21 protein-coding genes and 1 pseudogene are annotated in these 23002 nt (G+C 54.2%); 19 read left to right on the top strand and 3 right to left on the bottom strand.

The window, feature by feature from the left end; translation table 11 throughout:
* Nucleotides 1-372 (top strand): annotated as a pseudogene (locus tag QZ279_RS12380) (replication initiation protein); the annotation flags it as partial.
* A gap of 109 nt (nucleotides 373-481) precedes the next feature.
* Here the strand turns inward: QZ279_RS12380 and QZ279_RS12375 are convergent.
* The 3 genes from QZ279_RS12375 to QZ279_RS12365 all read right to left on the bottom strand — a co-directional run bounded on the left by QZ279_RS12375 (nucleotide 482) and on the right by QZ279_RS12365 (nucleotide 2823).
* Entirely contained in the window at nucleotides 482-661 is a 180-nt protein-coding gene (locus tag QZ279_RS12375; protein WP_293451308.1) for a hypothetical protein, read from the bottom strand.
* Nucleotides 658-2268 (bottom strand): FAD-dependent monooxygenase, encoded by a 1611-nt coding sequence (locus tag QZ279_RS12370; RefSeq protein WP_293451306.1) that lies wholly within the window; start codon nucleotides 2266-2268, stop codon nucleotides 658-660. The genes QZ279_RS12375 and QZ279_RS12370 overlap by 4 nt, the downstream gene beginning before the upstream one ends.
* An 84-nt stretch (nucleotides 2269-2352) precedes the next feature.
* The gene (locus QZ279_RS12365) at nucleotides 2353-2823 is read right to left on the bottom strand and encodes a MarR family transcriptional regulator (RefSeq protein WP_293451304.1); all 471 of its coding nucleotides are present in this window, start codon (nucleotides 2821-2823) and stop codon (nucleotides 2353-2355) included.
* 224 nt (nucleotides 2824-3047) lie between these two features.
* Here QZ279_RS12365 and QZ279_RS12360 point away from each other — a divergent pair, with 224 nt between their 5' ends.
* The 18 genes from QZ279_RS12360 to QZ279_RS12275 form a co-directional block, all read left to right on the top strand.
* Nucleotides 3048-4094 (top strand): TRAP transporter substrate-binding protein, encoded by a 1047-nt coding sequence (locus QZ279_RS12360; RefSeq protein WP_293451302.1) that lies wholly within the window; start codon nucleotides 3048-3050, stop codon nucleotides 4092-4094.
* Nucleotides 4095-4176: 82 nt separating this feature from the next.
* Entirely contained in the window at nucleotides 4177-4749 is a 573-nt protein-coding gene (locus tag QZ279_RS12355) for a TRAP transporter small permease (RefSeq protein ID WP_366513958.1), read from the top strand.
* The gene (locus QZ279_RS12350; protein ID WP_293451298.1) at nucleotides 4746-6242 is read left to right on the top strand and encodes a TRAP transporter large permease; all 1497 of its coding nucleotides are present in this window, start codon (nucleotides 4746-4748) and stop codon (nucleotides 6240-6242) included. Before QZ279_RS12355 ends, QZ279_RS12350 begins: the two co-directional genes overlap by 4 nt.
* 18 nt (nucleotides 6243-6260) lie before the next feature.
* Nucleotides 6261-7025 (top strand): SDR family NAD(P)-dependent oxidoreductase, encoded by a 765-nt coding sequence (locus QZ279_RS12345; RefSeq protein ID WP_293451296.1) that lies wholly within the window; start codon nucleotides 6261-6263, stop codon nucleotides 7023-7025.
* 4 nt (nucleotides 7026-7029) lie between these two features.
* A complete protein-coding gene (locus QZ279_RS12340) occupies nucleotides 7030-7791 on the top strand; it encodes a crotonase/enoyl-CoA hydratase family protein (RefSeq protein ID WP_293451294.1) in 762 nt (253 codons plus the stop codon).
* A complete protein-coding gene (locus QZ279_RS12335; protein ID WP_293451292.1) occupies nucleotides 7791-8264 on the top strand; it encodes a MarR family transcriptional regulator in 474 nt (157 codons plus the stop codon). The genes QZ279_RS12340 and QZ279_RS12335 overlap by 1 nt, the downstream gene beginning before the upstream one ends.
* Entirely contained in the window at nucleotides 8239-10032 is a 1794-nt protein-coding gene (locus QZ279_RS12330) for a feruloyl-CoA synthase (RefSeq protein ID WP_293451290.1), read from the top strand. The genes QZ279_RS12335 and QZ279_RS12330 overlap by 26 nt, the downstream gene beginning before the upstream one ends.
* On the top strand, nucleotides 10029-10904 hold the full coding sequence (locus QZ279_RS12325) for an amidohydrolase family protein (protein WP_293451288.1): 876 nt from the start codon (nucleotides 10029-10031) through the stop codon (nucleotides 10902-10904). Before QZ279_RS12330 ends, QZ279_RS12325 begins: the two co-directional genes overlap by 4 nt.
* A gap of 33 nt (nucleotides 10905-10937) precedes the next feature.
* A complete protein-coding gene (locus QZ279_RS12320) occupies nucleotides 10938-12470 on the top strand; it encodes a benzoate-CoA ligase family protein (RefSeq protein WP_293451286.1) in 1533 nt (510 codons plus the stop codon).
* Nucleotides 12467-13285 (top strand): alpha/beta hydrolase, encoded by an 819-nt coding sequence (locus QZ279_RS12315; protein WP_293451284.1) that lies wholly within the window; start codon nucleotides 12467-12469, stop codon nucleotides 13283-13285. Before QZ279_RS12320 ends, QZ279_RS12315 begins: the two co-directional genes overlap by 4 nt.
* The gene (locus QZ279_RS12310; RefSeq protein WP_293451282.1) at nucleotides 13285-13716 is read left to right on the top strand and encodes a DUF309 domain-containing protein; all 432 of its coding nucleotides are present in this window, start codon (nucleotides 13285-13287) and stop codon (nucleotides 13714-13716) included. The genes QZ279_RS12315 and QZ279_RS12310 overlap by 1 nt, the downstream gene beginning before the upstream one ends.
* Before the next feature lie 121 nt (nucleotides 13717-13837).
* Nucleotides 13838-15487: a 2,3-epoxybenzoyl-CoA dihydrolase gene (gene boxC, locus QZ279_RS12305; RefSeq protein WP_293451280.1), complete on the top strand. Its 1650-nt coding sequence runs from the start codon at nucleotides 13838-13840 to the stop codon at nucleotides 15485-15487.
* A 33-nt stretch (nucleotides 15488-15520) separates the two neighbouring features.
* Nucleotides 15521-16972 (top strand): benzoyl-CoA 2,3-epoxidase subunit BoxB, encoded by a 1452-nt coding sequence (boxB, locus tag QZ279_RS12300; protein WP_293451278.1) that lies wholly within the window; start codon nucleotides 15521-15523, stop codon nucleotides 16970-16972.
* 59 nt (nucleotides 16973-17031) lie between these two features.
* Nucleotides 17032-18222, top strand: coding sequence for a benzoyl-CoA 2,3-epoxidase subunit BoxA (gene boxA / locus QZ279_RS12295; protein WP_293451276.1), 1191 nt, complete (start codon nucleotides 17032-17034; stop codon nucleotides 18220-18222).
* Nucleotides 18223-18660 carry a thioesterase family protein gene (locus tag QZ279_RS12290; protein ID WP_293451274.1) on the top strand — a complete coding sequence of 146 codons (438 nt, stop codon included), beginning with the start codon at nucleotides 18223-18225 and terminating at the stop codon, nucleotides 18658-18660.
* Nucleotides 18660-19544: a helix-turn-helix transcriptional regulator gene (locus QZ279_RS12285; RefSeq protein ID WP_293451272.1), complete on the top strand. Its 885-nt coding sequence runs from the start codon at nucleotides 18660-18662 to the stop codon at nucleotides 19542-19544. The genes QZ279_RS12290 and QZ279_RS12285 overlap by 1 nt, the downstream gene beginning before the upstream one ends.
* Before the next feature lie 16 nt (nucleotides 19545-19560).
* Nucleotides 19561-21075 (top strand): enoyl-CoA hydratase-related protein, encoded by a 1515-nt coding sequence (locus QZ279_RS12280; RefSeq protein ID WP_293451270.1) that lies wholly within the window; start codon nucleotides 19561-19563, stop codon nucleotides 21073-21075.
* A gap of 81 nt (nucleotides 21076-21156) precedes the next feature.
* A partial coding sequence (locus tag QZ279_RS12275) for an FAD-dependent monooxygenase (protein ID WP_293451268.1) occupies nucleotides 21157-23002 on the top strand: 1846 nt, incomplete at its 3' end.

The following is a 23002-nucleotide window of genomic DNA, read 5'->3' as shown; positions in this document are numbered from 1 at the left end:
CGCCAATGGATAACGCAACATGGCGAGGACGTGGTTGCGCAGAAGCTGGCCTATGTGGAGGGGCAAGATGACGTCAGATCGCCTGTGGGCTATCTTACCGCTGCGTTGCGCGATGATTTCGGGGCGGAGGAGGCGGTGAAGCCCCAGCAGCCCGCAAGTGCGCGTGCAAAGGTGCTGGCTGTCTTGCAAAATCTTGTGAAAGCGCGCACGCCCACGCAGCGCGATGCGGATAAGCAGTTGTTCATGAGCTCACTACATGAGGCGAACGCGCGAAGTGACTTTGAACGCCACGGATGGATGTCTGCACTGAACCGCGATGGAATCGAGGAATTCTGGCGCGATCTGTTCCCCGATGCCTTTGGCGATATCTAGCGTTCAGACACCCAGCGACTGACTACGATGCCACCTTTGGGCGTCACGAAGACATCAGCTGGGGCAAGGCCGATCGGGAAGGTACTCGTAAAAGGGGTGTTATCAGCGTTCACGACGTAAGCGATTTGGCGGCGTCGTCGATACTGGCCTGAACCTGCGCGAGGTCGCCGTTCCTTTGCGCAAGTAGCAATACAAGTTTAGCAAGGAACAGCTCGCTTTTAGCTGGGCCAACCGCGTCTATCTTTAGGGCAAGCGCGCTGTACACGGCTTCTAAATCTGTGTGAGTCATGCGCGAAGATCCCTTTGGAACGTAACGGTTAGCAACCCTTGCAGGATATCGTCTGTCGTGGCCTTAAGCCAGCGTCCTGCGATGTGCATGTCTGGGCGGATAAGATAGGCGGACGTGGCACAGGCCGCGAATTTATCAGCTACACTTGGGGAAAGTGGCGCGAGCATGATGCTAAGTCCAGTCGCCCTTAATTGCTTTGCGAGGGCAGGATCAAAACACAAGACGCTATACCCTTGGCCAAGTTGATCGGACAAAAATCTATCCTTCAGCTTCAAATCTGGCATCAATGCACCAACAACCGCGCCCCCTTTGAACGCAGGATCGTCGGGCAACACGGCAGGGCTACCGCTATAGGTGAACGCGGTCATTTGGCGTGGGTTGGCAAGTTCGCCCGCAAACGGATGGGTTAATGCCAACGATAATGCAGCGTCACGCATCAGTTTCCAACCAGGGGTATTGGGTGTCATAAAGCGCGCGCTTTTTGTGGCATTTGCAAAGACATCCAAGGTCGCACCGCGCCGTTCAGGCGTGTAGCTGTCCAGCAGTTCAGTGCCCGCTTTGCGGTTCAAAACCCAACCAAGTTTCCAGCCGATGTTGGCCGCGTCTGCAAGACCGTTGTTCAAACCGCGTACGCCAAAGATGGGCACGATATGCGCGCTGTCGCCCACGAAAAAGATGCATCCGTCGCGGTAATCATCCAGTGCAAGCGTGTTGGCGGAATAGACGCTCCACCACTCAAGATCCCAATCGCCAGTGTAATCGATATCCTTCAAAACCGCCGTAACAGTTGCGCGCACAGTGTCTTCGCGCAGGGCATCGTCCGTGCTTTCATCGTCTTCAAGCTGGTAGTCGATGCGCCAAATATCGTCGGGCTGTTTATGGATCAAAACTGTGCCGCTTGGTCGACTGATTGGATCAAAAAGCGCGCGGCGGATTGTGGGGTAGTCGTGATCCATCTGGATGTCCGCGATCACATAGCGGCCCTCGAAATTCTCACCCTTCAAACGTTGCCCGCGCATTTTGCGAATGGGACTGCGTGCGCCGTCGCACGCCAGCACCCACGTCGCATCAAACCTGTAGTCACCCTGTGGATCACGAATGGTAAGGCGCGCGCCAGCGTCGGTATCAGCGATGCCCGTCACCTCGCTTTGCCAGCGGGTTTCGATCAGGTCATTGCGTGAAACTGCACCCCATAGAAACTGTTCGATGTATTGCTGTTGCAGATTATGCATGGGTCGGAATTTTTCATCTGCGCTATCGGGCATATCGAATTCTAGGATTTGCTGCCCCTGATAAAAGGAGCGCCCCTTTGTCCAGCCCAATGACTTTTCGAGGAAAGGCCCAAGCGCGCCGAGCTGTTCCATGATGTAGTAGCTGGGCCGTGCCACGCAGATCGCGCGCGAGCCATCGTTGAAGGTGGCTTTGTTATCAAACAGGGTTGAGCGCACGCCCTCTTTGGCCAATGCCAGCGCAGCCGTCATCCCAATTGGGCCAGCACCAACAATTGCGACGGGGGCAATTTGGGTTTGTTTTACGCGTTGGGGTGCATTGAAATGAGGGTAGGTGAAGTAGAGCGAGTCCGTTTCACTGCGGCCTGCTGGTCTCATTATAAATCCAATACTAGGGTTTTTGTGTTCGAGCGCGAACAGAAAACTGTGATCTGGCATCCCATTGAGGCGCGGGCGACCACGTCACACAACACGTTCGGGAATGTGAAGGGGCACACGGGAGTGCTGATTGCCCGCCTTGGCGATCTTAGCAGCAAGACGTATGAATTCTGCCTTTTCCGCCGTTGTAAGCCTGGGCAAAATAGCGTCTTGGGCGCTCTCCACGACAGGGCGCAATTGCTCAAGCACGCGCTGCCCTTCGTCAGTGAGCATCAACAGTTTGGCGCGACGATCCTTCGGGTTGGTGTGGCGCTGCACAAATCCCTTAGTCACCAGTCGATCGATAACGCCGCCAATGGTAGGTCGATCACAGGCTATCAAACCTGCCAGCGTCGCTTGATCGACTTTGGGGTGATCCGCAACCATGCTGAGGGCTGCGAATTGGGGCGATGTCATATCCAATCCAAGCGTCTTCGTGTGATCCGCAAAAACCGAAGAAGCGATTTGTTGAAGGCGCCGGATCAAGTGTCCTGGCATTGCATAAATATCAGCCATCCCAATACGATAAGCATACTTACAAGAATGGCAAGCCACCCTTCTTGCGCGACAGATGTCTGCGCAAGTGTAAGGGTTATAAAAATGGTGACAGCTATTAATAGTTATGCCATACATCTATCTCAAAGACGTACAGATTAAGCGGTATGCAGAAATTTTGTGCCAAATAGGCAGAAATTTTGGGTGGGATACAACCCAAACTTAGGTTCTCGGGAGGAACTCATATGACAACGACTAAATCTATTAAACGTTTACTCGGGGGTGCCGCAGTTGCGGCAGTTTTCGCCACTGGTGCCTATGCACAAGAGGTCACGCTGAAGCTGCACCAGTTCTTGCCAGCGCAGGCAAACGTGCCAAAGCTGGTTCTGGATGTTTGGGCTGACAAGATTGAAGCCGCCTCTGAGGGTCGCATCAAGATTGACCGTTTCCCGTCCATGCAGCTTGGTGGCCGTCCGCCTGAATTGCTGGACCAAGCAATTGACGGTGTTGCGGATATCGTCTGGACAGTTGTCGGCTACACGCCCGGTCGTTTCCCATCCACAGAAGTGTTCGAATTGCCGTTCATGGTTGAAGATGCGCGCGCTGCGTCTTGTGCGTATTCCAAGATGTTTGACGAGCACATGAAGGATGACGAATTCAAAGGCGTCAAAATTCTGGGCACATGGGTTCACGGTCCTGGCATGTTCCACACGGCTGATCCTGTTGAAACGCCTGCTGACCTTCAGGGTATGAAGATCCGTGGAGGTTCACGTCTGGTGAACGAACTTCTGACGCTCGCAGGCGCAACGCCTGTTGGTATGCCTGTTCCTGCGGTTCCAGAAGGCCTGTCCAAAGGTGTGATCGACGGTACGACAATCCCTTGGGAAGTCACTGCCGCGCTGAAGGTTCCTGAGTTGGTCGAGAACCACACAGAATTCACAGGTCCCGCACTATATAACCTGACATTCGTGTTGGCGATGAACGAAGGCGTCTTTAACGGTATGTCTGCTGATTTGCAGAAGATCGTTGATGACAATTCCGGTCTGGATTTTTCAATCTTCGCAGGGGGTACGCAATCTGATGCAGACGGTCCTGCGCGCGCGATCGCGGTTGAGATGGGCAACAACATCATCACAGTGTCAGACACGTCCGAGTGGCAGGCGCTTGTGAACCCAATCTATGACACATGGACTGCTGACATGGCATCCAAAGGTCGCGACGGCCAAGCGCTGATTGATCAGGCAAAAGCCTTGATGAACGGCGAGTGCAAAGGCGCAATGTCCAAGATGTAATCATCTTTCGCTGCAGCCTGTCGCATGATCGTCTGCAGCGGTTTTGCTGTTTTTTAGGGAAGGGATCGTCATGCATGGTTTCATGAACAAACTCGCACGACACTTCGCCCTGCTTGGCGGCACGGTCCTGTCACTGTTGATCATCCAGACATGCTTGTCTGTTATAGGTCGGTCCGTGAACTCGATCCTGCACAATGACTTTTTCCAAACCACGATGCCCGGATTTGCGAACACGCTTCTGGCAACGGGCGTTGGTCCGATCAATGGCGATTTTGAGTTGACCGAGGCAGGTATGGCGTTTGTGATCTTTGCATTCATTCCGCTATGCCAGTTGAATGGGGGTCATGCCTCTGTCGATATCTTCACGTCCAAATTGCCGAGTGCCGTCAACCGCGCATTGATGATGGTGATCGAAGTCATCTTCGCGCTCGTTTTGATCGTCATCGCGTGGCAATTGTTGCAAGGCATGTTGAGCAAACTGAACTCTGGCCAGACCACGTTGCTTTTGCAGTACCCTGTTTGGTGGGGCTACGCGTTTTGTTTAATGGGTGCAGCCGTCACGGCTATCATCGCGATCTATGTCGCTGCGATATGCGTTCTGGAATTCAGCACAGGCACTGAAATACTGCCCGCAGAATTAGGGGCAGACCATTGAGCGATATCACAATCGGACTGCTGTCCTTTCCCGCGCTTTTAATGCTGATCTTTCTACGCGTGCCGATTGGTTTGGCGATGTTCCTTGCTGGTCTGTTTGGCATGATCTTCGTCACAGGTGACACAAACCTGCCTTTGGCGCGTTTGAAATCCGAAACCTACACGACGTTCTCTAGTTATTCCCTGTCGATCATTCCGATGTTCCTACTGATGGGACATTTCGCAACCCTTGGTGGGATGAGCCAAGCGTTGTTTAAAGCGGCTGAGGGTTGGCTTGGGCATCGCAAAGGTGGCGTTGCAATGGCCGCTGTTGGCGCCTGTGCGGGTTTTGGTGCGATCTGTGGATCGTCTCTGGCCACGGCCGCCACGATGAGCCGGGTCGCACTACCAGAATTGCGCCGCTACGGATATTCAGGTGGCTTTTCGACGGCAACTTTGGCCGCTGGTGGCACGCTTGGTATTCTTATCCCACCGTCCGTTGTGCTGGTGATCTACGCGATCCTGACCGAACAGAATATCGCAAAGCTGTTCCTTGCGGCCTTTATCCCCGGCATTATTGCGGCGGTTGGATATATGATTGCGATCTCGATCTATGTGCGCATCAATCCTGGTTCTGCAGGCACATGCCCCCGCAAATCATACGCGGAGCGTTTCAAAGCGCTGTTCGCGGTTTGGCCCGTTTTGATTGTATTCCTAACGGTTGTGGGCGGTATCTATCTAGGCTGGTTCACCCCGACAGAGGGGGCGGCGGTCGGCGCGTTCGGTACAGGTTTCATCGCGTTTGTCGGGGGCGGCCTGACACGCAAAACGCTGGGCGAGAGCTTTTACGTCACAGCGCGTGCGACAGCGATGATCTTCTTTATCATTCTAGGGGCCGCGTTCTACAACGGCTTCCTTGCGCTGACGCAACTGCCCCAAGAAACCGCTGCTTGGGTCTCTCAAAGTGGATACAGCCCCTGGGCCATCTTGATCCTGATCCTTGTTTTTTATCTGTTGCTTGGCTGTCTAATGGACAGCCTGTCGATGATCCTTTTGACGATCCCAATCTTCTGGCCTGTGATTCAGGAACTGGATTTCGGCTTGGTCAGTATGATTGATCTGCAATCTGCGCGCCTTGGCGATTTGGTTTCCAGTGGCAAAGATGTTCCTGCGGCCCTGCTTACAGAGGCGCAAGGCTTGCTGGCCAGTGGACAAGAATTGACCCGTGAAATGACACGCGAACTGGGTTTGCGCGGTGTCTCAAATGGCGCGCTGAACCGTGTGAACATCGAACACACAGCGATCTGGTTTGGTATCCTTGTGCTGATCGTTGTCGAGGTCGGGCTGATAACGCCGCCCGTTGGTATGAACCTGTTCGTGATCAACGCAATGGATCGCGATACGCCGATGGTCGAAACCTACAAAGCAATCCTGTATTTCGTCGCCTCTGATCTGGTGCGCGTTGTCCTGCTTGTCTGTTTCCCCGTCATCACACTGGTCTTGCTGCCATGGTAAATTCAGGAGGCACACAACATGCAAATTGAAGGACACGTCGCCCTTGTCACGGGGGGTGCCAGTGGGTTGGGCGAAGCCACAGCGCGCTACCTTGCAGAGCAGGGTGCGGATGTTGCGATCCTTGATTATGACGGCGACAAAGCGCGTCGTGTTGCGGCCGAGATCAGTGGATATTCCCAAGCCTGTGACATCACCGATGAGAACGCTGTTGCTGCAGGCGTCACATCTGCGATGGCGCGGTTTGGTCAAGCGCCGCGGATTATTGTGAATTGTGCAGGCATCGGCGTTGCTGCGCGCATCGTTGGGCGCGAAGGCAAAGTATCAACCCCGATCTTTCGCCGCGTGATGGAAGTAAACCTGTTTGGCACCTACAATGTGATGACCTACGCAGCCCAAGCGATGATGGACTTGCCAGCGCTGGATACGGGCGAACGCGGTGTGATCATCAACACCGCCTCTGCGGCCTATGAAGACGGGCAAATCGGGCAGGCGGCCTATGCGGCTTCTAAGGGTGCGATCGCGTCCATGTGTTTGCCCGCCGCGCGTGAATTTGCGCAGCTGGGTATCCGCGTGATGACTATTGCGCCGGGCCTTTTCGAAACCCCGATGATGCAAGAACTGCCCGAAGAAACCACTGCGGGCATCATCGCAAATATCCCTTTCCCCAAGCGCCTCGGCGCGCCGCATGAATTCGCGACACTCGCAAGTGATATCGTTCAAAATCCCTATCTCAACGGTACGGTGATCCGCCTTGATGGCGCGGTACGCCTGCCCCCAAGGTGACATCATGGCATTAGTAGAACTTGAAATTAGCGACGCAATCGTGACGATCACAATGAATCGTCCTGAAAAGCGCAATGCCATGTCGGATGCGTTTATCGAAAACCTTGAGAGCGCGTTCGCGGGTCTTCCAAAAGCGGTTAAAGTGGTAATTTTGACAGGGACAGGTGGGCATTATTGTTCTGGCCTTGATCTGGCAGAACACAAAGAACGCAGCACTGAGGATGGCATTTACCATTCACGCAACTGGCACCGTATTCTGGATATGATCCAGCTTGGTGGGCGCCCTGTCGTCAGCGCAATGTACGGCGCTGTGATTGGGGGCGGTCTGGAAATCGCCGCCGCGACGCATGTACGGATTGCAGAACCTTCGTGCATCTTTCAGCTACCTGAAGGACGTCGTGGGATCTTTGTTGGTGGCGGCGCTACCGTGCGCGTGGGGCGTATCCTTGGGGCAGATCGCATGACTGAAATGATGCTGACAGGTCGCAAGTATAATTCTGAGGAGGCGCTGTGCCTTGGCCTTGCCCACTACGCAGTTGGCGAGGGCGAAGCGATGGCATTGGCCCAAGAACTGGCTGGCAAAATCGCGCGCAACGCGCCCTTGTCGAACTACTTTATGGTGCAAGCAATTTCTCGCATTGAAGACATGTCAAAGAGCGATGGCATGTTCACCGAAAGCTTATGTGCGGCCCTCAGTCAAACCACACCAGACGCGCAAGAGGGCCTACAAGCCTTCCTTGAAAAACGCGCTCCAAAGTTTCGCTGATGGAACCTCTGGACCGATCCTTACTGGGCCTAACAGGCTATCGGATGCGCCGTTCGACAAGTTCGTCCTTGTCGCGCATGAGCAGCGTGTTTGCCGAATTTGGTCTGCGCCGCACAACGTTTTCAACGCTTGTGTTGGTCGTGGATAATCCCGGCATGCGTCAAAGCCAAATCGCCGAAGCCCTTGCGATTGAGCGCCCGAATTTCGTTCAGATCGTGGATGAGTTGGAAAAGGCGGGGCTAGTTGAGCGCAAAGCTGCGGTGGGGGACCGGCGTGCTTACGCGCTGCAACCCACACCTGCGGGATGTGCGTTGTTGGAACGGGCGATGATCGCGGCACGCGAGATTGACCAGCAAATGACGCAAGGCCTAAGCCCTGAACAGATCGACGCGCTGCATAGCGCCCTAAAAATCATTGATATAAATGCTAAATGTTCGGAGACGTCTGATGAACGCCAAATATCGCGCGCATGATGTCATTCGCGAAGATCGCGCTGATGGCTCGATCCTACTGCGCGCCCGTGATCCACTAGGCCCTGTTGCGGCTAAAACGACAGACTGGCTAGAAACATGGGCGGCAAAAACCCCCGACGCCATCTTTATTGCCGAACGCTCTGGTGCGGGCTGGCGCGAAGTGTCCTACGTGCAGGCCCGCGAAAAAGCGCGCGCATTGGCGGGCGGTCTGTTGGATTTAGGGCTCACATCTGAAACACCGATCCTGATCCTTTCAGGCAATAGCATTGATCACGGACTGCTTGCCCTTGCGGCCCAATATATTGGCGTGCCGATTGTACCGCTGGCCGAGCAATACGCCCTGATCCCAACGGCGCGCTCGCAGATTGATTATGTGGCTGGCCTTGTGAAACCCGGTGCGGTTTTTGCTGAAGATGGTGATGCATTGGCGGATGTCTTGACGCGCGATGTCTTCGCGTCGGTTCATAAGTTGGTCAGCCGTGGCAAAGGAACCAGCCTTGCAGAGCTTACAAAAATTGGTGGTGCCATTGGCGGGGTCAACGCGCTTGTAACCCCTGACACGGTCGCCAAGATATTGATGACTAGTGGGTCTACATCATCGCCAAAAGGTGTCCCGACAACACATAAGATGATGTGCGTGAACCAAGCACAGCTGGCCTATAGCCTACCGTTTCTAACCACACGCCCGCCTGTAATTGTGGACTGGTTGCCATGGAACCATGTGTTTGGCGGCTCGCATAACTTTAATATGATGCTGGCCAATGGCGGTGCACTTTATATCGATGGCGGCAAACCTGTTCCGCATCTTGTGGGGAAAACGTTCGAAAACCAGCGTTTGAAATCGGGTACGATCACGTTCAACGTCCCCCTTGGTTTTGCGATGATCCGCGATGAATTGAAGAAAGACAAAGACCTGCGCCAACGCTATTTCAGCGAACTCGACATGTTGTTCTACGCGGGTGCAAGCCTTGCGCAGGATGTGTGGACCGACTTGGAAGATATGGCGCGCGATGTGCGCGGGGAAATGCCTTTGTTCACATCCTCTTGGGGCCTTACAGAAACAGCGCCTGCACATTTGTTGCAGCATCAACCGACGGATCGCTCAGGCGTGATTGGTGTGCCAATGCCCGCGGGCGAAGTGAAACTGATCCCTGATGCCGACATGCGCTGCGACGTGCGCGTGCGCGGTCCAAATGTGTTTGCGGGCTACCTTAACAACCCTGAACAAACCGCTGAGGCGTTTGACGAAGAGGGTTACTTCAAAACTGGCGATGCCATGTTCTTTGTGGATCCGGAAAACCCCAATCTTGGGATGAAGTTTGACGGGCGTATTTCAGAAGAATTCAAGCTGCAATCTGGCACATGGGTGCGTGCGGCTGCCGTGCGCCTAGATGTATTGAACAAGCTTGGCGACACGGTCGCGGATGTGGTTATCACAGGCGCTGACGAGAAAGACATTGGCCTGTTTATAATTCCCTCTGCAGCCATGCGCGCGGCGGATGACCTAGCCGAAGTGGACGGCTGTCTGCGGGTTGCCTCGATGGAAGCGGCCTTGCGCGCAACGCTTGCATCTATCGGTGGATCCAGTTCGACCCGCATCGCACGCGCACTGATCTTGTCTGAACCTCTCTCTATGGGGGACGGCGAAATCACCGCCAAAGGCAGCGTGAATTTCAAGAAATTGCTTACGCGCCGGGCTTCGCTTTTAGAGCGGCTTTATGATGACGCCGATCCAGTAACCATACTTATCCCAAAGGCCTCGACATGATCGACATCAACAAGATTTGCGCGATTGATATGCATACACATGCGGAAGAACCTTGTGGGTGTCACCCCGACGATGGTTATGACGATCTGCAATCTACGATGGCTGCCTATTTCCGCGCGCCTTGGAAACATCCACCAACGATCCCTGAAACAGCGGCACATTACCGTGCGCAAAACATTGCGGCGGTGATCTTTCCCGTCGATGCAGAACGCGAGACGGGCTATCGGCGCTATTCCAACGATGAAGTGTTCGAGCAGGTCAAACAAAACGATGACGTGTTGATCCCGTTTGCATCCATTGATCCATGGAAGGGCAAAATGGGCGTGCGTGAAGCACGACGTTTGATCGAGGACTATGGCATCAAAGGGTTCAAATTTCACCCGACGATGCAGGGCTTTTTCGCCAATGATCGCATGGCCTATCCGCTGTATGAAGTCTTGGAAGAGCATGGCTGCATCGCGCTGTTTCATACGGGCCAAACCGGTGTTGGATCGGGCATGCCCGGTGGGAACGGGATGCGTCTGAAATATTCCAACCCGATGTACATGGATGACGTTGCGGTCGATTTCCCTGATTTGAAAATCATTCTCGCACACCCGTCATTCCCTTGGCAGGAAGAAGCGCTGGCCGTCGCGCAGCACAAGCCGAACGTTTACATTGATCTGTCTGGCTGGTCGCCGAAATACTTTCCCGACATCCTTGTGCGCTATTGCAATACGATGCTGCGCAAGAAGATGTTGTTTGGCTCGGATTGGCCAATGATTACGCCAGAGGGCTGGTTAGACGCGTTCGACAAGATCGCGATCAAGGACGAGGTACGTCCAGATATCATCAAGAACAACGCAGCGCGTTTGCTGGGATTGATCGACTAAGGACGGCTATCACTAAGGGGAGGGAGCGCCCAAATGAGCAACGCAGCACATTGGTTTATTGAACGTCATCTGGAAGAAGGGCGTGGCGATAAAACGGCATTTGTAGAAGCTTGGGAGAGTGGACGCACACTAACATATGGCGTGCTTGCAGATCGCTCTGCGCGGTGTGCATCAGCCTTCGTGGGCGCGCGCATTCGACGTGAAGAACGCGCAGCGATGTTTGTTTTGGATCAGCTTGAATTCCTTGAAATCTTCTGGGGCGGGTTGAAGGCAGGCGTGCAGCCGATTGCCGTGAACACGCTGCTTTCTACCGACGTGTATCGCAACATCTTGAACGATAGTCGCGCCAATATCGCGTTTATCTCGCAGGAATTGATCGACGTGGTTCTGCCTGCAGCGCTGGACTCTCCACACCTGAAACAGATCGTTGTCATTGGCGGCACAGCCCCAGATGGCACGATGTCATACGCTGACTTTATGGAGGGTGTCGAACCTTCCGAGGCGGTGGAGTGTAGCGGTGATGAAGTCGCGTTCTGGCTCTATTCATCGGGGTCGACAGGCACGCCAAAGGGCGTGCGCCATGTGCATGACGCCCTGCGCGTGACCTGCGATACATACGGATCACAAGTGCTGCAGATCACCAAGGACGACACGATTTTTTCTGCCGCGAAACTGTTCTTCGCTTACGGCATGGGCAACGGCATGTCGTTCCCAATGGCAGCGGGCGCGACAGCCTATCTGTATAATGGACGACCCACGCCAGACTCAGTGTCTGACATTTTGGAAACCTATAAACCCACCATCTATTGCGGTGTGCCCACGCTTTATGCGGCGATGATCCAGAAATGGGAAACACAGGGCGCGCACCCTGATGCACCCTTGCGCACTTGTATTTCGGCTGGCGAAGCCTTGCCTTCAGAGATCGGGCGCAAGTGGAAAGACATTTGGGGCATCGATATCATGGACGGTGTCGGCTCTACCGAAATGCTGCACATCTTTCTGTCCAACAAACCAGGTGATGTGGAATACGGCACCTCTGGCACTGCGGTTCCAGGATATGACGTGCGCTTGGTCGATGATGCAGGTGGGGATATTGGCGCAGGTGAAATTGGCGAACTGCTGGTGCGCGGCGCGTCTGCGGCGGCGGACTATTGGAACCAACGTGACAAATCTCGTGCGACGTTTGAAGGCGAATGGACCCACACAGGCGACAAATACGAAATGAACGACGCGGGGCGTTTCATTTACTGCGGGCGCACGGATGACATGTTCAAAGTCTCTGGTATTTGGGTTAGCCCATTCGAAGTGGAACAGGCACTGGGCGCATATCCCGCCATTCTGGAAGCAGCCGTTGTCGCGCACCGCGATGCGGATGGTTTGGAAAAGCCCAAAGCCTTCATCGTGTTGAAAACGGGTAAGACCGAAGCCGACGTCGACGGCCTGAAGGACTATATTAAAGAAAAGATCGGCAAGTGGAAGTATCCGCGCTGGATTGAGATTGTCGAAGATCTACCAAAAACAGCCACTGGAAAAATTCAACGATTTAAACTGAGGGAGACAGCATGAACGCGTCTTGGACACCGAATGGCACTTTAACGGCAGGTAGCAAATCGCTTGAATACGCGTGCTACGGACCTGCGCCCAGGGATGCGCCGACCTTGGTTTTGCTGCATGAAGGTTTGGGATGTGTTGCGTTGTGGCGTGATTTTCCAGCGGTTTTGGCGAAGGCCACAGGCATGGGCGTTTTCGTTTATTCGCGCGCGGGCTACGGCCAGTCTGACAGGGCGGACTTGCCGCGCCCATTGGATTACATGACGCGTGAGGCGATGGAAGTTCTGCCAGAGGTTTTGGACGCGATTGGGTTTGAGCGTGGCAATTTGATTGGCCACAGTGACGGCGCAACGATCGCAGCGATTTATGCAGGCAGCGTTCCAGATTACCGCGTGCGCAGCATCGTTTTGACGGCACCGCATTTCTTTACCGAAGAGATGGGATTGGCCGAGATTGCCAAAGCCAAGGCTGAATTTGAAACTGGCGATCTAAAAGAACGTTTGGGCAAGTATCACCGCGATCCAGAGAACGCATTTCGCGGATGGAACGATGCGTGGCTGCACCCCGATTTCAAAGATTGGAATGTGGGCGATGTGATCGATCATTTGCGCATTCCCACGCTCGCGATCCAAGGCAAGGACGATCAATACGGCACGCTTGCACAGATCGAAGAAGTTGAGACGCGCGCCTATTCGCCCGTCGATATGTTGATCTTGGACAACTGCAAACATGCGCCGTTTGTCGATCAAAAAGACGTGGTGGTCGCTGCAATCGCTGAATATTGCGCGCGCTTGGAACGGATCGAGTCCGCGAAAGTCGTTGGTCTGTAGTGACGTTTTGGCCAGCGCATGCCTATGTTCCGGCCAAAACCAAACGCCACGCTGAGGGCTTGTTCGACGCTGTCCGTGACACCGCCCATGCAGAACTAACCCCTGATCAATTGGCGCAGTGCGATGCTTTTCATCACGGGCTGCTATATCAGCAGGCGGGTTATTTTTGGGAAGCACACGAAGTGCTGGAACCCGTGTGGATGGTGCTGCCCGATCCCAGTGTTGAACGCCGTTTTGTGCAAGGTCTGATCCAAATCGCCAACGGGTATCTCAAGATCGAAATGCTACGACCCAAGGCTGCACTCCGTTTAGCAAAAATTGCCCGTGATTTGATCCCCGCCGATAGGAAGGGAAACGTGATGGGCGTTGAGTTGAATAAGACCCATGAATTGATCGATTCTTTGGATCAGCTGGCAATAGATGCTTTATAATGCAGAAAAACATTGATAATTAGCGCAAAACACTCAATTATTCTGCTTTATTTTGCATCATTTCGTTTGCTTGCCGCGTAAGATCGCTTAAGTTCATGACATTAACGCAAGGAAAACCCAGATGATTGATTTTCAAACTGACCCGTTAAAGTACCGTCACTGGAAGATCGAATATGACGGCCCAGTTGCAACGCTTATCATGGACGTTGACGAAAATGGCGGGTTGTTTGAGGGCTATGAACTCAAACTGAATTCCTACGATCTGGGCGTTGACATCGAACTGAACGATGTTGTGCAGCGCATGCGCTTTGAACATCCAGAGGTCAAAGTCGTGGTGATGAAATCTGGCAAAGACAAAGTGTTCTGCGCTGGCGCGAATATCCGCATGCTGGGCGGGGCGCAACATTCTCACAAAGTGAATTTCTGCAAATTCACCAACGAGACACGAAATACCTTTGAGGCCGCCGAGGCGGACTCGGGTCAGAATTACATTGCCGCCGTCAAGGGCGCGTGCGCAGGGGGCGGTTACGAACTGGCCTTGGCGTGTAATCACATCATGCTCACGGATGATTCTACCTCTGCGGTTGGTTTGCCAGAGGTCCCATTGTTGGCTGTTCTTCCCGGCACAGGTGGTTTGACGCGCATCACAGACAAACGCAAAGTGCGCCGCGATCTGGCTGATATTTTCTGTTCCATCGAAGAGGGCATCAAAGGCAAGCGCGCGAAAGAATGGCGTCTTGTGGACGAGGTTATCCCAAACTCGAAATTCGACGAAACGGTGATCGCGCGTGCCAAAGAATTTGCGTCAAATTCGAAAAAGCCAGACATCGCAAGCGGTATCACGTTTGGCCCTTTGAACCGCACGATCACAGAAAATGCAGTGTCCTATGATCTGATCGAGGTTGAGTTGGACCGCGCAGGGCGCAAAGCAACGATCACGCTGAGAGGACCAAGTGACGACGCGCCCACGGATATGGCCGCGTTCCAAGCGCAGGGTGATCAAGCCTACATGCTAAAACTCGCGCGCGAATTGGAGGACACGATCCTACACTTGCGCAGCAATGAAAACGAACTGGGTCTGTGGATTTTCAAAACGCAGGGTGATCCAGAAAAATTCGTCGCACATGAAGCGCTTTTGGCGGATAACGTGGATCATTGGTTGGCCAATGAGGTCCAGCAATTCTGGAAGCGCACGTTGAAGCGGGTTGATGTCACCTCGCGTTCGCTTGCGGCGTTTGTAGAACATGGGTCATGCTTCGTGGGTGTCCTTGCTGAACTGCTGTTCGCCGTCGATCGCACGTATATGATGGAAGACGAATTTGACGATGACACGCGCCCCATGGCCACGATCACGCTGACGGACGCAAACTTTGGCTGCTATCCCATGGGCAACGACATCACGCGTTTGCAAATGCGCTTTCTGGCAGACCCCGCGCATGTGGAAAGTCTGAAATCGTCCATCGGTGACGCTTTGGAAGCTGAGGCCGCCAACGAACTTGGCCTTGTCACGGTGATCCTTGATGACATCGATTGGGAAGACGAAGTGCGCATTTTCATTGAAGAACGCGTGTCGTTTTCACCAGATGCGATGACAGGCATGGAAGCAAATCTGCGCTTTGCTGGTCCCGAAACCATGGAAACCCGCATCTTTGGGCGCCTGACTGCGTGGCAAAACTGGATTTTCAACCGTCCCAACGCCGTTGGCGAAAATGGCGCGTTGCAGCGTTACGGCACGGGTGTGCGCGGTGAATACAATATGGAACGCGTCTAACGACGCCCACGAATTCGATAACAGGAGACGAAAATGTCCGATCTACTTAACGTAAGCTACGATACAAAAATTCCGAATAATGTGGGCCTGAGTGGCGACCGCAAGGTTCTGAAGGCGCTCGAAAAATGGCACCCCGGGTATGTCGATTGGTGGAACAAGTTGATCCCCCAGAACTTTCAAGAAAGCATGGTCTATCTGCGCACGGCCGTGTCCGTTGATCCCAAAGGCTGGGCCAAATTCGACTACGTTAAGATGCCCGATTATCGCTGGGGCATCCTGCTCGCGCCAGAGGTCGAAGATCGCCGCATTCCGATGGGCGAACACAGGGGCCAAAAAGCGTGGCAGGAAGTGCCCGGCGAATACCGCAACATGCTAAAGCGTTTGATCGTGATCCAAGGCGACACAGAGCCAGGTTCGGTCGAACAGCAACGTTTCCTCGGCCTTACTGCGCCGTCGCTTTATGACATGCGCAACCTGTTTCAGGTAAATGTGGAAGAGGGGCGTCACCTTTGGGCGATGGTCTATTTGTTGCAGAAATACTTCGGTAAAGACGGTCGTGAAGAAGCCGATGACATGCTTGTGCGCTCGTCAGGATCAGACGATTCTCCGCGTATGTTGGGTGCGTTCAATGAAGAAACGCCAGACTGGTTGTCCTTCTTCATGTTCACATATTTCACCGACCGTGATGGCAAGATGCAGCTGGAAAGCTTGGCGCAATCCGGTTTCGATCCCCTTAGCCGCACGTGCCGCTTTATGTTGACAGAAGAAGCGCACCACATGTTCGTTGGCGAAACGGGTGTCGGCCGCACGATCCAAGCAACTGTTGATGCGATGAACAAAGCGGGCATCACGGATCCGACTGACATCGGGAAGATCCGCGATCTGGGGGTTATCGATCTGCCCACGATCCAGAAAAAGCTGAACTTGCACTATTCTTTGTCGCTTGATCTGTTTGGCCAAGAGGTGTCCACGAACGCCGCGAACGCCTTTAACCAAGGCATCAAAGGGCGCTACATGGAACAGCGCATCGACGATGATCACCAGTTGCAGAACGATACGTATGTTGTGCGCTCTGTCGTGGACGGTAAGATCATTGCGCAAGAAGTGCCTGCATTGACTGCGATCAATATGCGTTTGCGTGATGACTATATTCGTGATGCATCTGGTGGCATTGGCCGCTGGAATAAACTGATTGCCAAAGCTGGCATTGATTTCAAACTGTTCCTGCCGGACGAGGCGTTCCATCGCCAAATCGGCGTCTTTGCTGCGATTAAAACGGATCAAGAGGGCAACATCATTTCCAATGATGTCTGGGAACAGCGCAAAGGCGAATGGCTGCCAACCAAAGAAGACGGCGCCTATATCGAGTCGCTGATGGTGCCCTGCTACGAGGCCGGCAAATACGCGACGTGGATTGCGCCGCCCAAGGTTGGTATCGACAACAAGCCCGGTGATTTTGAATACGTCAAATTGCACATGGCCTAACGCACCATATGGGTAGGGGCCTGAACGCCCCTCCCCAAACCACCAAACGAGGGCCATCCGTGACCGCACCTTTCAAACAACACCTCATCGATCCTGAAATCTGCATTCGCTGCTACACCTGCGAAATGTCGTGTCCCGAAGAGGCGATTGAACACAACGACGACAACGTCATTGTGGATGCATCCAAGTGCAACTTTTGCATGGATTGCATTCCAGTTTGTCCGACGGGGTCGATTGACGAATGGCGTGTTGTTGCCAGCAAAGACAACGCCTATTCGCTAGAGGATCAGTATTCTTGGGAAGAGCTGCCAGATCAGGAAGAGATCGCACCAAGTGACGCGACAACGGGTGAGGACGATCCGATCGCGGCGCTTTTGGCCGAAGCCCATAAGGGAGCAGGCGGCAAAGCCAAAGCGCCTGCGACGGCTGCCAAACCCACCGTTAACCTGTACAACCTCGGCCATCCTGTTGAGGCCGTCGTGCAAGGCAACTACCGCCTGACTGCGGATACCTCGGATGCAGACACGCGCCACATCATTCTGGATTTCCAAGGCAAACCGTTTCCCGTTCTGGAAGGCCAGTCCATGGGCATCATCGCCCCAGGAACCGACGCGGACGGGAATGCGCATTTGCCACGGCTTTATTCTGTGTCCAGCCCACGTGACGGCGAACGCGCAGGTTATCACAACGTATCTTTGACCGTAAAACGTGAAGAGGGCGGCATCTGTTCGTCCTACCTGTGCGATCTGAAAAAGGGCGACACGATCAACGTGACGGGGCCTTTCGGCGGCACCTTCTTGTTGCCCTCTGATCCAAATGCGCGGCTGCTGATGATTTGCACAGGAACAGGATCAGCGCCGATGCGATCCTTCACAATGGCGCGTCAACGTGAAGTGGGCGCGAAAGAAGGCGGCATGGTCATGTTCTTTGGGGCGCGCACGCCGGACAGCTTGCCGTACTTTGGACCGCTCAATAAAATACCCGCAACGCTGCTGGAAAAACACCTTGTCTTTAGTCGGGTGGAGGGCCAGCCCAAAGAATACGTGCAGGACCGCTTGATCATCGAACAAGAGCGCGTCGCAGAAATGCTGCAAGACCCGAACACCTATATCTACATCTGTGGCTTGAAAGAGATGGAGGACGGTGTAGAACGCGCGTTCACCCGCATCGCTGAATCCATCGGCGAGCCATGGTCAGCCCTGCGCGATACCCTGCGCGAGGATGGCCGATATCACGTGGAGACGTATTAAGTGGAAACGCAGCCCCAAACAACTTTTGAGCATTCAATCCGTGTAACCTGGGGCGATTGCGACCCTGCCAAGATCGCCTATACGGGGCGCCTCCCTTGGTTTGCGTTGGACGCGATCAATGCGTGGTGGGAAGAGCAACTTGGCGGCGACGGCTGGTTCGAAATGGAACTAGACCGCAATGTTGGCACGCCTTTCGTACGCCTTGAGATGGATTTCCGTTCCCCCGTAACACCGCGCCATAGATTGGTGTGCCGTGTGTGGCCTGTCAAACTGGGTGAAACGTCCATCACCTTCCGCGTTGATGGCATGCAGGACGGTATTTTGTGCTTTTCCACGCGCACCGTCAGCGTGTTCATCACGGCAGATAAGTTCACCAAACAAGCACCCCCTGAGGATATTCGCGACATCGTGCAACGCCATATTGCAGCGGCGGTGTGATGTTAAGCGCGCTCGATACGCAACCATCCACAGAGACAGAAGCGCAGGTCAGCGCATTGATCGAATTGGTGGGAACGCGCGTACGCGCTGCGCGCAAATCAGCCAGCATGTCACGACGCGAACTGTCTGAACGCTCTGGAGTATCGCCGCGCTACCTTGCCCAGCTTGAGAGCGGGCAGGGCAATATTTCAATAGGCTTGCTTAAGCAGGTTGCCCTTGCGCTTGGTGTCTCGATGGAAGCGTTGGTTGGTTCAAATGACGCAACCCAGCGAATGACAACCTTGTTCCTCAATGCTGATTCCGCGACGCAAGCAAAGGTTTTGCAAACGCTTGAACCCCAACGTAATAAAAAGGCGCAGCGCATCTGTTTGATTGGTCTGCGTGGTGCTGGAAAATCTACCTTAGGGCCAATGATCGCCAAAGACTTCGACATGCCATTTGTCGAACTGAACGCAGAGATCGCGGCAAAAGCAGGCATCCCCATTGGCGAGATCATCGCGCTTTATGGCGAAGAAGGGTACCGCCAGTTAGAAAGTGAAACGCTGGATCAAATCGTCGCTGAAAACGACCGCATTGTTGTGGCCGTTGCGGGCGGTATCGTGTCGTCTGCGCATACATTCCAACATGTGCTGGCGCAGTTTCATACGGTCTGGATCAAAGCGCAGCCAAGCGAACATATGGACCGTGTCCGTGCCCAAGGCGATCTACGTCCCATGGCAGGCAATCCCCAAGCGATGCAGCATCTTGAACAAATTTTGAAAGCGCGCGAGGTCCACTATACGCAGGCCGCCTATCAGCTTGATACAAGCGGCGCAACTATCGCGACCTCACATGCCCTGCTGCACGACCTTTTGCGCAAAAACAACATCGCACTAACCCCCTAATCACTAGGAGCCTGACATGAGCGTCACGATGCACAGCGAAGACGGCGTAGGCCATGTCCAGATCGACAATCCCCCTGTAAATGCCATTGGACACTCTGTGCGCCAAGGTTTGTTGGACGCAGTGCAATGGGCCGAAACGCAACCCATCACGCGGGTGATCCTAAGCGGCGCAGGCAGGGCGTTTGCCGCAGGCGCGGACGCACGTGAATTTGACCAAGCCCCCGTCGCGCCACATCTACCTGACGTATTGAACGCGATTGATGCCAGCTTTGTTCCATGGATTGCCGCAATCAACGGCGTCGCCCTTGGAGGCGGTGCAGAAATCGCGATGGCGTGCCGTATGCGCATCATCGCGCCCACCGCACAGATCGGTCTGCCCGAAGTCACGCTAGGCGTCATCCCCGGCGCGGGCGGAACACAGCGCCTACCGCGCTTGGTCGGATTGGAAAAAGCGCTGGATATGATCACGACGGGCGCACCCATTGATGCAAACGCAGCCCTCAGCGCGCGCCTTGTCCATGCCATTGAAGACGATCCCGTGGCCGAAGCGTTCATGGTGAACACCGAAGAGTTAGGCTGTATTGTGCCAACCTGGGAACTACCGGCGCCTTTGCACGACACCTCCCTTATCGACACGGCACGCCACGCGATCGCGCTCAACAGACCACACCAGAATGCACCGCGCCATGCGATTGATGTGATCGAAGCAGGTCTAACACTCCCCTACCACGACGCCCTTCCCATTGAACGGGCCGCTTTCATCCAGCTCAAAACACAGCCCCAAGCAAAAGCGCTGCGCCACATCTTTTTTGCAGAACGTGCAAGCAAACGCGAAGGGGTCCTTCCTAACGCCACCCTCATCAGCGCACGTCTGCATGCGCGCTACATTGAAGCCGCCGACATCGTTTTCATGGATGGATCCACACCTTGGGATGTCGACGAGGCCATGGTCGAATTTGGCTACACGATGGGGCCGTATGAGGCGCAGGATGTGACCGGTCTTGATCTAGAACACACCGAACGCCGCGCCCAAGACGCCACACGTGATCCAAATCGCCGCTACGTTTTGATCGCAGATCGTATGATCGAACTCGGCAAACTGGGTCGCAAAACAGGAGCAGGTTGGTATCGCTACCCCGGAGGCAACGGCAAGGTCGACGATCCAATCGTTGCAGACCTTGCGATTGAGGAATCCCACTTCGCAAAACGCACGCGCACGGATTATGCGCCCGACGACATTCGCGAACGCCTGTTGTTGGCGATGATCAATGAAGCAGCTGATCTGTTGGGCGAAGGCACCGCACATTCTGTGCGCGACATCGATTTGATCTCGGTGGCAAACAATAGTTTCCCGCGATGGCGCGGTGGTTTGATGCATTGCGCGGATACACTTGGCGCACAAAAGATCGTTCAAACGTTGGAAGAGTTGGTCAAAGAAGATCCTATCGTCTGGAAAATCAGTCCTGTTTTGAAAACTTGCGCCGCCCAAGGAACTTCACTCGCAGCGTATCAAAACAGCGATCTACTCTAATTGATAAGCACACATATTATATTGACAGGTGGGCACACCGACGACATATTTAATATGTATACATACTGATCGGAGCGCTTGATGCAGTATCACCTGAACGGCTTTCATAGCGGCAATCCGTCCATTGCCGCACCAACCGGCTTCATGCGCTCTGATACAGTCGATGTTCTCATTGTCGGGTGCGGCCCTGCTGGCCTAACGCTTGCCGCACAATTGGCGGCCTTTCCAGAGATCAGAACCATGATCACCGAACGCGAATCCGGCCCTCTGCAAGTGGGACAGGCTGACGGTCTCGCCTGTCGTTCGCTCGAAATGTTCCAAGCCTTTGGATTTGCTGAAAAGGTCATGAAAGAAGGCTATTGGGTCAGTGAAGTCGGCTTTTGGCGCCCCGGTGCGGACGGCACTAGTCTAACACGTGCTGACCGCATTCAGGATGTCGAAGACGATCTATCCGAAATGCCCCACGTCATTTTGAACCAAGCCCGCGTGCATGATTTCTACCTTGAAACAATGCACAATGGCCCCCGCAGATTAGAACCCGACTACAATCGCGAATTGATCAACCTAGTCCGAACAGATGATCCCGATTTCCCTGTGTCCGCGACGTTCAAGTGTCTTGATGCAGGCGATGTGACCGAGGTCATTCGCGCCAAATACATCGTCGGGTGTGACGGCGCGCGCAGTGTTGTGCGTCGCTCCATGGGCCACACATTGAAAGGTGAAGCCGCGCGCCAGCTTTGGGGTGTGATGGATGTACTGGCCGTCACCGATTTCCCAGATATCCGTCTAAAGGTTGCGATCCAATCGGCGCAGCATGGCAGCATTCTGATCATCCCGCGTGAGGGCGGTTACATGGTGCGCATGTACATTGAGCTGGATGAGCTCCACGGCGACGAACGTGCTGCGGATCGCAATGTGACCTCTGACATGCTGATCGAAAAGGCGCGCGCGATCCTTGCGCCCTACAAATTGGACGTCAAAGAGGTCGCTTGGTGGTCCGCTTACGAAATCGGCCAGCGTGTGTGTGACACGTTCGTTGACGTGCCAGACGACGCGCGCATCTTTATCGCGGGCGATGCCTGCCACACCCATAGTCCAAAAGCAGGGCAGGGCATGAATGTGTCTATGGCGGACACCTTCAATCTGGGTTGGAAATTGGCGGCAGTCCTGCGCGGCCAAGCGGAATTCGCTTTGTTAGACACTTATTCGGACGAACGGCAGGCCAAAGCCAAAGAGCTGATCGACTTCGACAAAGACATGGCCCGCTTGTTCAGCGCCAAACCAAAAGATGCGGGCGAGGCTGCGCAGTTCCAGCGCTATTTCAAGAAACATGGCCGCTATACTGCAGGCGTTGAAACCCGTTATGATCCCTCGTTGCTTACAGCCACAGACACACACCAAGCCCTAGCAAAGGGCTACAAAACCGGTATGCGTTTCCACTCCGCGCCTGTGATCCGTTTGGGCGATGCAAAACCCATGCAGCTTGGACATGCGTTTAAGGCAGATGGACGATGGCGCTTGATTGCTTTTGCCCCAAGTGGCGATCAGGGCCAGCCGAACGGCGCAATAGCAACGCTGTGTTCCACTCTATCCGATGGTCTCATCGCAAAGTACACGCCCTCAAATACAGACATCGACAGCGTCTTCGATCTACGCGCTGTGTTTCAAACCGCCCATCAGAACATGACGCTGGAAACCTTGCCCGCACTCTTGCTGCCGCGCAAAGGAAAGTACACTTTGATTGATTATGAGAAAGCCTTTTGCCCTGATCTTAAAAATGGCCCCGACATCTTTGACCACCGCAGCATTGATCGCACGCAAGGTGCGTTATTGATCGTGCGTCCCGACCAATTCGTAGCACAAGTTTTGCCCTTAGACACATTCGACGACATTGATACGTTTTTTGCTCAGTTCATGATCGCTATCT

The organism is Planktotalea sp., from assembly GCF_018607965.1.
Classification (GTDB): Bacteria; Pseudomonadota; Alphaproteobacteria; order Rhodobacterales; family Rhodobacteraceae; genus Planktotalea.
This window is presented reverse-complemented; position numbering and strand designations above follow the sequence as displayed.